Annotated in this window: 2 protein-coding genes; both read right to left on the bottom strand. The window is 59.0% G+C overall.

Annotated elements, in window-relative coordinates; translation table 11 throughout:
- On the bottom strand, positions 1-848 hold an 848-nt coding region (gene tilS, locus HMPREF2981_RS06735), incomplete at its 3' end, for a tRNA lysidine(34) synthetase TilS (protein WP_070661854.1).
- Positions 849-1,209: 361 nt separating this feature from the next.
- Positions 1,210-1,464: zinc-dependent metalloprotease (locus tag HMPREF2981_RS06730; protein WP_210398821.1), on the bottom strand; the 255-nt coding region annotated here is incomplete at its 5' end.

Here is a 1,464-nt window from a genome sequence, read left to right as displayed (position 1 = left end):
GCGGGCAGCTTCAGGCGGGCGTATTCAGCGGCGGCGAGCGCATCCAAATATTCGGCATCAGGCCCGGCGACTGCGGCGGTTCGCGCCAGGGAGAGTGCCACATCCCCACCAAGATGCTCTTGCAGGAACGGTAGGATAGTGTGCCGAATGCGCGCGCGCATGAGCGTCTGGTCAGTGTTGGTGGGGTCGTTCCAGGGGGCGACCCCTTCGGCTTCGCAAATATTCAGCATGTCGGCGCGGCGCAGCGCGAGGAAGGGCCGCAGGTAGGTGACTCCGTTTTCGATGCGCACGGGCGGCATTCCTGCGAGGGAGCGTGTGCCCGAACCGCGCCCAAGCCCCAGGAGCACGGTTTCCGCCTGGTCGTCAAGGGTATGCCCCAGCAGAACAGCCCGTGCGCCGGTATTATGCACCGCACGTTCAAAGGCGCCGTACCGGGCGGTTCGCGCCGCCATTTCGGGGCCCATGCTGCCCTGCGGAACCTGCACGCGCTCCGTGAGTACAGGGTGCAGCCCCAGGTTCGTGAGGGTTTCTGCGGTGGATGCGGCAACCTCGGCGGAGTCGGCTTGCAGTCCGTGATCGACCACGACGGCGCCCACACGCACATCGGAACGACGCGCAAAATGCGCGGCAATACAGGCAAGCGCGAGCGAATCTGGCCCGCCGCTGCACGCAACCAGCACGAGGGGCTTCTCGGTTTCTGCGCCCTGCTGCGATACGGTCGAGCCTCGCCGCGCACGCCCGGTCCCCTTGATGGCGCCTTCACCCAGCAGGTTCGTCAGCGCACGCGCCAGTTCCCGGCGAGCCTTCCCCACCGCCGGATGCAGCCGCCCCTGCCGTCCATGTTGCATGTGTTGTCCTTCTCTGTTGTATATGCCGCTACGACAAAATCTATTCGCAAATCCCTTTGATCCTCGCGGCAGACGCAGCAGCGAATTACGCATTATCAAGCACGCTGGCGTATTGAAATAATGCTCGGTTTTGTCACATAAAGTGTCACGTAAAAGGGTTTTACGTGACAAAATGTCATGTAAATCTAGAGTTTTGTCACGTAAGTTTGTCACATAAATATAAGACTCACGGCAATTAGTCCCGCTTTATACCGGGGATTTACGTGCATATATACCATATAAACACCCCATGTTTCGTGACATTTTATGTGACAAAAATTGTCACGAAACACGCGGTTTTGTCATATAACCCGTTCTGGGATTACGCGGTATTCTCTTCGTCCCCACCACCAGCTACAACCACCTTGGCGTCCTCGTCCAGCACACGTTTGATCCAGGCGTCGGGGTTGTGAATCTCCCGCTCGGTCGGCAGGTTCTCGGGCCGCTCCCACACGACGTTGAAGCGTTCCATGCCGACCGCATCCACAATATGCTGCACGAACTTCTGCCCATCGCGGTACTGCGCCATCTTTTTGTTCATGCCCAGCAGCCGGTAAATGAGCTTTGTGAGGAACTT

The sequence above is a fragment of the Rothia sp. HMSC069C01 genome (assembly GCF_001814655.1).
Taxonomy (GTDB): Bacteria; Actinomycetota; Actinomycetes; order Actinomycetales; family Micrococcaceae; genus Rothia; species Rothia dentocariosa.
The sequence above is the reverse complement of the archived record's forward strand: the minus strand, read 5'-3'. Positions and strand labels throughout refer to the sequence as shown.